This is a genomic window from Pseudomonas sp. TH37, assembly GCF_016650735.1.
GTDB classification, from domain to species: domain Bacteria; phylum Pseudomonadota; class Gammaproteobacteria; order Pseudomonadales; family Pseudomonadaceae; genus Aquipseudomonas; species Aquipseudomonas farris.
This window is the reverse complement of the sequence record NZ_JAEKFD010000010.1, coordinates 254398-264280: the sequence shown is the minus strand read 5'-3', so window position 1 is coordinate 264280 and position 9883 is coordinate 254398. Positions and strand designations below refer to the sequence as shown.

Annotated in this window: 1 protein-coding gene (cut by a window edge); it reads left to right on the top strand. The window is 63.5% G+C overall.

Annotation, left to right across the window (positions count from 1 at the left end; all coding sequences use genetic code 11):
• Positions 1 to 2 precede the first annotated feature (2 nt).
• On the top strand, positions 3 to 9883 hold the 5' portion of the coding sequence (locus JFU11_RS23410) for an SDR family NAD(P)-dependent oxidoreductase (protein WP_201062242.1). 4972 nt of this gene lie beyond the right edge of the window; 9881 of the gene's 14853 nt are visible here — the first part of the coding sequence; it begins with the start codon at positions 3 to 5; its stop codon lies beyond the right edge, outside the window.

The window sequence follows — 9883 nt, the reverse complement described above, 5'->3', positions numbered from 1 at the left end:
GCATGCAAACAGCCGCACATCAGACCACCGCCGCCGCCTCCGACGAAATCGATGCCCTGGCGCGCCGCCTGCTGGCGAGCCAGTTGCAGGCGCTTGGGCTGGCTGGCGCCGAGGACCTGCAACGCCACGCGATGCAGCACGGCCATGTCACGCCGGATTATCTGCACCTGTGGCTGGCTGAAAGTCTCAACTACGTCGCCGGTATCGAAACCGACGCTGCCGATTCGCTGTGGCAGCAGTGGCACGAGCGCTTGCCGCTCTGGCGCCAGGACCCGGATCTGGCCGCCAGGGCGCAGTTGCTCGACGCCTGCCTCAAAGGGCTGCCGGCGCTGCTGCGCGGTGAGCAGACCGCGACTCGCGTGCTCTTTCCTGATGGCTCGATGACGCTGGTCGAAGGCGTTTACAAGAACAACCGGATTTCCGACTACTTCAATCAGGTGCTGATCGAGGCAGCGCTGGCCTATATCGAAAGCCGTCCAGCGGGCGCCGAACCGCTGCGCATTCTCGAAGTTGGTGCTGGCACGGGCGGCACCACGGCGGGCTTGCTGGCGGCGCTGGCACCCTGGCGGTCGCAGATCGGCGAATACTGCTACACCGATCTGTCGCGTGCGTTCCTGCAACACGGCGTCGATCAATTTGGCCGTGATAACCCGTTTCTGCAAACCCGACTGTTCGATGTGTCGCGCCCGTGCGCCGAGCAGGGCATTGACGCCGACCACTATCATCTGGTGGTGGCGACCAATGTGCTGCACGCCACCCCGGAAATCCGCCAGACATTGCGCAACGCCAAGGCCGTGCTGCGCAAAGGCGGATTGCTGATGCTCAATGAAATCAGCGAAGCGTCGCTGTTCACCCACCTGAGTTTCGGTCTGCTCGAAGGCTGGTGGCTGCACCGCGATGGCGCCCTGCGCATTCCCGGTTGCCCCGGACTTTCGCCGGCAGGCTGGCAGGCGGTGCTGGAGCAAGAGGGCTTCAGCCCGGTGTTGTTCCCGGCCCGGCAGGCACATGACCGGGGCCAGCAAATTATCCTGGCCGAGAGCGACGGCATCGTCCGTCAGCCAGTCGTCAACACCGCGCGGCCAGCAGCATCGCCCGCCGATAGCCGCGTGCCTCAGGACACGTTCACACCGAAACAGGACGAGACCGCCCCGGGCGGCTGGCGGCACCGGGTCGCCGACTACCTGCGCAATCTGGTCAGCACCACGTTGAAGATCCCGGTCGAGAAGATGAGCCTGTCGCGGCCGCTGGAAGACTATGGCCTGGACTCGATTCTGGTGGTCCGGTTGACCCATGCGTTCAGCGAACATTTTGCCGCCATCGACAGCGCATTGTTTTTTGAAGTGCCGACCCTGGCGGCGCTGACCGAGCATTTTATTCAGCATCGCGGCGAAGAACTTGAAGCGCTGTTGGGGCAACCCGAGGCTGACGTGCGCGAGACAACGGCAGATACCACCCGCCTGGAAAAAGCCGCAGTGCCGGTCGAGAAGGCAGAGGCCAGCCACATCGCCATTATCGGTCTCGACGGCCGTTATCCCGGCGCACAGTCGATGGGCCACCTGTGGCGCAACCTCGCCGACGGCCATTGCGCCATCGACGAAATCCCCGCCGAGCGCTGGGACTGGCGGCGTTACTTTGCTGCGGAGAAGGGCAAGTCCGGGCATCTGTATACACGTTGGGGCGGCTTCATCGAAGGCATCGATCAGTTCGATCCGGCATTTTTCCGCATCTCGCGCACCGAAGCCGAACGGATGGACCCGCAAGAACGGCTGTTCCTGCAAGTGGCCTATCACAGCATCGAAGACGCGGGCTACAACCCGGCGACCCTGCATCAACAGGGCGAGGTCGGGGTGTTTGTCGGGGTCATGAACGGCAGCTACAACCCCATCAGCAACTACTGGTCGATTGCCAACCGGGTGTCTTATCAGCTGGACCTGCAAGGCCCCAGTTTCGTGGTCGACAGTGCCTGCTCGTCATCGCTGACCGCGATCCACCTGGCGGTCGAGAGCCTGGGCAGTGGCAGCTGCGACGTGGCGATTGCCGGTGGCATCAACCTGATCATCAATCCACAGCACTACCTCAGTCTGTGCGAAATGATGATGCTGTCGCCCGGCGAACACTGCCGCGCCTTTGGCGATGATGCCGACGGCTTTGTCGATGCCGAAGGCGTCGGCGCGGTAGTGCTCAAGCCGCTGCACAAGGCGCTCGCCGACGGCGACCGGATCTACGGAGTGATTCGTGGTGGTGCGATAAACGCCGGGGGCAAGACCAATGGCTACACCGTACCGAGCGCCGGCGCCCAGCAGCGTGTGCTGGAAAAAGCCCTGGCACGGTCAGCCGTCGATGCCAGCCGCATCAGCTACATCGAGGCCCACGGTACCGGCACCGCGCTGGGCGATCCGATTGAGATCAGCGGCCTGAGCCGGGTCTTTGCCCATAGCGACGACGCCCGCTGCGCCATCGGCTCGATCAAAAGCAATATCGGCCACTGTGAAAGTGCAGCCGGTATCGCCGGGTTGAGCAAGGTCCTGCTGCAACTGCAACACCGCCAACTGGTGCCATCGCTGCATGCCGCGCAACCCAACCCGAGCATTGATTTCGAACAGACCCCGTTTCGCCTGCAACAGCAGCTGGCGCCCTGGACCGCCAATGGTGCGACACGCATAGCCGCCATTTCCTCGTTTGGCGCAGGCGGCGCCAATGCTTCGCTGATTGTCGAGGAACACCTCGGCGTGACCGACACACGCCCGGCGATGCCCGGCCCCTGGCTGATCCTGTTATCGGCACGTGATCCGCAACGCCTGACGGAATCGGCGTCGCGCTTGCAGGCGTTTCTAGGCACTGAACTACCGGTCATGGCCGACCTGGCGTGGACCCTGCAAACCGGGCGCGAAGCGATGGCCGAGCGGTTGGCGCTGCGGGTAGATTCCATTGCCGATGTGCAGCGTTGTCTGGCGTCGTGGCTGGCAGGCGAAGCGCTAGACAACGTGTTCTGTGGCCATAGCGATCCTTATGACCCAGCGCTGGACGCCCCCACCTCGCAGCCGATCGATCACTGGCTGCAACACCAGCAGTTGACCGAACTGGCGACGGCGTGGGTGCAGGGCGAGGCCATCGACTGGCCGGAGCTCTATCGCGACCGCACCTATCGGCGGCCGATGCGCATCAGTCTGCCGGGTTATCCCTTCGCCAAAAACAGCTACTGGATGCCGGGGCTGGCAAATCCGCCAGCCGACGCGTCCCTCGTCGAAGCATCAACTGAGCAGGACCTGAGCGACTGTTGCTACCTGCCGCGCTGGCAGGCTCAAACTGCAGACGAGCAAGCCACAGTGCCAGGCGTCGGAGCGGTTGTGCTGGTGACCCTGGGCGAATCCACCTCTGCGACCGGGCTGCTATGGGCGGCATTGGCCGAGCATAATCAAGGCAGCCGGAATGTGCTGCGGATCGACGGCGGTATTGGCGCCACCACCGAATTGGCGACAGGCCATTGGCGGTGCGGCGACGATGATCCGGAAGGCTTTACGCACATTCTGTCGGCCCTCGGCCCGGTGGCGCAGATCCTGGTGATCGGCGCGCAAACGGCCAACCACATGACGCCATTGGCGCTGGCCGACAGCCTGCAACACCACGAGTTGCCGCTGCTACGGCTGTTCAAGGCGTTGCAAACGGCAGCGGAAGATGGCAGCGCGACCGACTGTTTCCTGTTGTCCTTCGGCCGCTACGCCTTTGCCGGTGCGCCGCAACGGGGCAATCCGCTGGGGGCCGGCATGGCCGGGCTGGGTTACGCCATGGCCCAGAGCGAACACCGGGTGCACCTGCGCACTCTGGACCTCAATCTCGACGAACTTGAAACGCCACACAGCCGGCAACGGCTGCTCGCGCAGATCCTCGCCGAGCCTGCTTCGCTGCGCGGTGAGCTGATCAAACTCAGCCGTGGCGAGCGCTTTATCCAGCAGTTGATCCCGCTGGCGCTGCCGCCGACCCACACCAGCACGTCGGCGCTGCAACAGAACGGGGTGTACCTGATCCTCGGCGGCAGCGGCGTGATCGGTCAGGTGATCAGCCGTCAGTTGATCGAGCACTATCAGGCCCGGGTGATCTGGCTCGGGCGCAAACCTGCCGACAGCGAGCAGGTACAGCACAGCCTGAAGGCCGAGCAGTTCCGGGGCAGGGTCGATTATCTTCAGGTCGATGCGACAGATCTGGTGCAATTGCAACAGGCCGTGGCACTGGTCAATCAGCGTTACGGGCGAATCAATGGCGCCGTGTTCTCTGCGATGGTCTTCGACTTCGAGAACAGCATCCAGCACACCACCGAGGCGCAGTTCCAGCAGATTCTCGACATCAAGAGCCGTGGCAGCCTGCGTTTTTATCAGGCGCTGGCCGGGCAACCGCTGGATTTCCTCTGCTATTTCTCCTCCGGGCAGGGCTTTGCCTTTTCCGGCGCGGCCAAGCTGTCGGCCTATGCCTGCGGCATCACCTTCGCCGACGCCTTTGCCGAGGCCATCGGGCCGACGGCGGGTTTCCCGGTCGGCGTAATCAACTGGGGCTTCTGGCGCGCTTCGCTGCAAGCGCAGAAGGTCAGCCAGCATCTGGACGCGCTTGATGACGATGAGGGCTTTGCCTGTTTCAGCCGCTTTGTCGCGCAGCTGTCCAGCGGTTCGCTGCGTCGCCTGCTGTGCCTCAAGGCCTCGTCGGCGGTGCGTCAGCTGATGGCCGTGCCCGAGGGCCAGCAGTTGCGGCTCGATCCAACGGTGCTGGTGCCAGAAACGGCGCCGGGCGTCGAACTGGAGCCCGCCGAGCGCGAGCGGTTGCAGCAGATCTTTGATCCGCAAACGCTCGATCAATCGATTGCCGTGCTGCTGTTGATCCAGTTGCAGACCCTGGGCATCTTCACCGCGCCCGGCGCCCACAGCGCTGAAGTCTGGCGCCAGCAGGCCGGGATCAGCGAGCGCTATCGGCGCTGGTGGCAGGAATGCCTGGCGATTCTGGTGGAGCACGGTTACTTGCAGCAGCACGGTGAGGTCTTTGCCGTGGCAACGCCTGTTGCCCGGACGCGACACGCCGCGATTCTGGCCGCCTGGAAAACCCAGCGCGATCACTATTTCCAGGACCGCGAACGCCGGGTTCAAGTGACGCTGATCGACGATTGCCTGCTGCAGTTGCCGCAGATTCTCACAGGCCGGATTCAGGCGACGGACCTACTGTTTCCCGACGGTTCGATGGACAAGGTCGAGGGCATCTACCAGCACAATACCCTGTCGGACTTCTTCAACGCGCAACTGGCATCGCAGGTGACCGCACATGTACGGCGGCAGGTTCTGGCCGAACCAGGGCGCCCGGTGCGCATCCTGGAAATCGGCGCCGGCACCGGCGGCACCACCGCCGCGCTGCTGGCGGCGCTGGAACCGCTGGCCGCGCAGATCAGCGAATACTGCTACAGCGATCTGTCACGGGCATTTTTGCAACATGGGGAAGCCCGCTTCGCCGCAGGCCGACCTTACTTCACCACGCAAATTATCGACATCAGCCAGCCCGCGGACAGCCTTCAGCCGTATGACATTGTTGTCGCCACCAACGTGTTGCACGCCACCGCCAACATGCGCAACACCCTGGCCCATGTGCGGTCGCTGTTGCGCAGCGGCGGCCTGCTGGCGCTGAACGAACTGAACCGCAAAACCTCCGCCGCGACCGTTACCTTCGGCCTGCTCGATGGCTGGTGGTTGTACGAGGACCCGGCGCTGAGAATCCCCGGCTCGCCGTTGATCGCCGAGCAGACCTGGCTTGAGCTGCTGTGGAGCAGCGGCTTTGAACAGGTCGATCTGCACATCCCTGCGCAAATCGCCCTGGGTCAACAGATCATCACCGCCCATGGCGATGCACTGACCCTGCAAGTCTTTGAGCCGCAACGGCCCGCCACGTCCGCACAAAACAAGGAGTTTACGTTGAACCAGCATCCTGCCAGCGGGCCCGGAGCGTCCGTGGACGTTGCAGACAGACTGCAACAAGTGATCATCGAGGCCCTGGGCAAAACCCTCAAGGCCGACGGCCAGAGCATCGCGCTGCGCACGCCGTTTTCCGATTACGGCGTGGACTCGATTCTCGGGGTGGGTTTCGTCAAACAACTGGGCAACCAGTTGGGGATCAAGCTCAACAGCGCGATCCTGTTCGAACAGGCCACGGTGAGCAAACTGCACAATTACCTGCAAAAATCTTATGGCCCGCAGATCCAGCGGGCGCTGGCCGAGCCACTGGCGCCAACAGCCGCGCACAGCCTGCAAACAACTGCTGCCCTGATCAACCCGGTCATGGCGGCTGCGCTGGCGGGCGCAGAAACCCCGAGCACAAGTCCGCAGACCAGCAAAAACCGGCGAATTGCCGTGATTGGCATGGCCGGGCAGTTCCCCGGCGCCGATAACATTGAGGAACTGTGGGACAACCTGCTGGCCGGGCGCAACGGCGTGCAGGCACTGGGGCCGGACTATCTCGAATCCCGTGTCTACAGCGCCGACAAACAGCCGGGCAAAAGCTATTGCAATCGCGCCGGCATACTCAAGGACCGCGACTGCTTCGATCCGCTGTTTTTCAACCTCACCCCCCACGAAGCGGAGTCGATGACCCCGCATCAGCGGCTGGTGCTGCAAGAAAGCTGGAAGGCGCTGGAAGACGCCGGGTACAACCCGATGACCCTCGCCGGTCAGGCGGTCAGCATTTATGTCGGCGCCGAGCCGGGGGGCTATCACCACGACTCCTTTACCGGCAGCTCCGAGGCCATCGTCGCCTCTCGCCTGTCGTATTTTCTCGACCTTAAAGGCCCGGCGATGGTGGTCAACACCGGTTGCTCGTCGTCCGCCGTGGCCATCCACCAGGCCTGTGAAAGCCTGCGCCACGGTGAAAGCCGCCTGGCACTGGCGGGCGGTGTGTATGCGCTGCTGGATCAACGCGGGCTGATCAGCCTGTCGGCCATCGATATGCTCAGCCCCAGCGGCCAGTGCCATGCGTTCGATGCGGCAGCCGACGGCACGGTGATTTCCGAAGGCGTGGGCATGGTCGTGCTCAAACGCCTGGAAGACGCCGAGGCCGATGGTGACCCGATCTACGCCGTGATCGAGGCCTCGGGGGTGAATCAGGACGGCGCCAGCAACGGCATTACCGCGCCCAACGGTGATGCTCAGGAGCAATTGCTGCGCGACACCTGGCACAAATTCGGTGTCGATCCTGCGCAGATCAGCTACGTCGAAGCCCATGGCACCGGCACCCGGCTGGGTGACCCGGTCGAGGCCAACGCATTGATCCGTGCGTTCCGCGCGCTCACCGACGCCCAGGGCTATTGCGTGCTGGGCAGCGCCAAGGCCAACCTCGGTCACGCGGCGGCGGGGGCCGGGGTCATCGGTCTGATCAAAATCCTGCTGTCGATCCGCCAACGCACCTTGCCGGTCATGCCGGGCTTTGCACAGGTCAACCCGCTGATCGAACTTGAACACTCGCCGTTCTACATCAACCGTCAGGCGCAAGCCTGGCAGGCCAGTGGCGGCGAACGTCTGATCGCGGCACTCAACTCCTTTGGCCATAGCGGAACCAATGCGCATCTGGTGATTGGCGAATACCAAACAATCCACCGCACAGATCAAGACGCAACGCCACCGGCAGTGAGCCGGGTTATTCCTTTGTCCGGCAAAACCGCCGCCAGCCTGTGCGACAACGCCCGGGCGCTGGCGCACTGGCTGGACAAGACCGACGCGCCGCTGAGCCACATAGCCTTTACCTTGCAGACCGCCCGGGAGCCGATGCGGGAGAGGGCGGCGCTGGTGGTCAGTGATCTCGCGCAACTGCGCATTCAACTGGCCCTGCTGGCCAATGGCGACGCACTGCCTGTGGCGGCGGACGACAACGGCCGGCTGGCCAGTGAGTGGGTCGCCGGCAGCGACATCGACTGGGCGGCGCTGTGGCCGACCGGCTCGGCCAAGCGCATTCACCTGCCGCCTTACCAGTTTGCCAAAGAGCGCTACTGGGTCGATCAGACGCCGCAGCCCATCGTCGAACAGGACACGCCCGAAGACGCAGTGGATGAACCCGCCAACGGCCTGTTTCTGGCATGTCCCGTGTGGCAGGAGCCGCTGGGGGCAAGCGCTGATGCAGACGATGACATCGGCCAGCGCCTGCTGTTGTGGGTTGGTTTCAGCAGTGCGCAAGTGGCACAGTTGCAAACCCTGACCAACGCTGCTGGCGCAGGCGTGCGCGGTGAAATTCTGCCCTGCACCAGGACCGCACCGGCAGCACGTTATCAGGAACTGGCGATTGCGCTGTTGCTGCGGTTGCAGACGCTCAAGGGCCGGGTTCACGTTGAACTGATGATCGCCGAACAGGCACCGGAGCACTTGCTGTACGCCGGTCTCGACGGCTTGCTGAAAACCGCGTGCCTGGAACAACCGGCACTGAGTGCCCGCTGCCTGATGATCGAGGTCGAGCCCGACCAGCCATTGTCGGCGACTCAGCTCGCACAGCTGACCACCACACTCGGCGAAAACCGCCGGCGCGCCAGCTCGGTGTTGCAACGCAGCGGCCAACAAGGCGAGTGCCAGGAACTGCAATGGCAGGAACTGGCGGACGATGTCGCCGCCCGCCGTGAGCACGACCGCATCATCTGGAAAGATCACGGCGTCTACCTGATTACCGGTGGCGCCGGTGGCCTGGGGCTGATCTTTGCCGACGCGATTGCCGAGCAATGCAGCGACGCCACCTTGATCCTGATTGGCCGCTCGGCCCTCGATGCGCGTCAGCAGGCGCGGTTGCAGGCCATTCGTGATGCTGGCGCGGTGGTCATTTATCAGCAGGTCGACCTGACCGACGCCGAAGAGCTGGAGCAGTTGATCGACGACATCTGCACCAACCACGGCGGCCTCAACGGTGTGCTGCATGGCGCCGGGATCAACCGCGATCGGTTGCTCGCGCATAAAACCGCGCAAGACATGGTCGAGGTGTTTGCCGCCAAAGTGATCGGCACCGAACTGCTGGACCGTGCTTGCCGTCGGCTGTACCTGGATTTTTTTGTGCTGTTTTCATCCTGTTCGGCGGTGTTGGGTAGCATCGGTCAGTCGGATTACGCCGCCGCCAACGGCTTCGTCGATCACTTTGCCGGGCTGCGCAACAAACGCGTCGAACAGGGCTTGCGCTTCGGCCACACGCTGTCGATCAATTATCCGCTGTGGCGCGATGGCGGCATGCAGGTCAGCGCCGCCGACCGTGCGCACATCCGCCACAAGACCGGCATGGCGCCGATGCAGTCGGTACATGGCATCCAGGCGTTGCAACTGGGGCTGAACGCCGGCCTGGAACGGCTGCTGGTGATCGAGGGCGATCTGGCGCAGATTCGTGCGCACTTTGGCGCTGCTGAAGAAACCGCAACTGAGCCAGCGATGACGTCGGCCCCGGTCCCGGTTGACCGCACGCGGCTCACTGCCGCGATTCTCGAACGACTCAAGGCGGTGTTCTGTGCTGTTACCAAACTGCCGCCCGACCGGGTTGAAAGCGCAGCGCCGCTTGAGCAGTACGGTATCGACTCGATCATGATCACCCGGCTCAACAAGGCGCTGGAGGACGTGTTTTCGGCGATGACCCAGCTGCGTCCGGCAGAACGCCTGTTGTCGAAAACGCTGTTTTTCGAATACCACAGCCTGGACGCGCTGACCGGTTATCTGGTGGCCGAACATCACCGCGCCTGCATGTTGTGGAGCGGTCTGGCCGACGTTCCCGTGCCAATTGCACCGATTGTCACTCAGACCACCCAGGCACCTGCGGCGATGTCAGCCGCCGAACCCATCGCGATCATCGGCATCAGTGGTCGTTATCCGCAGGCCGCCAATCTCGACGAATACTGGCGCAACCT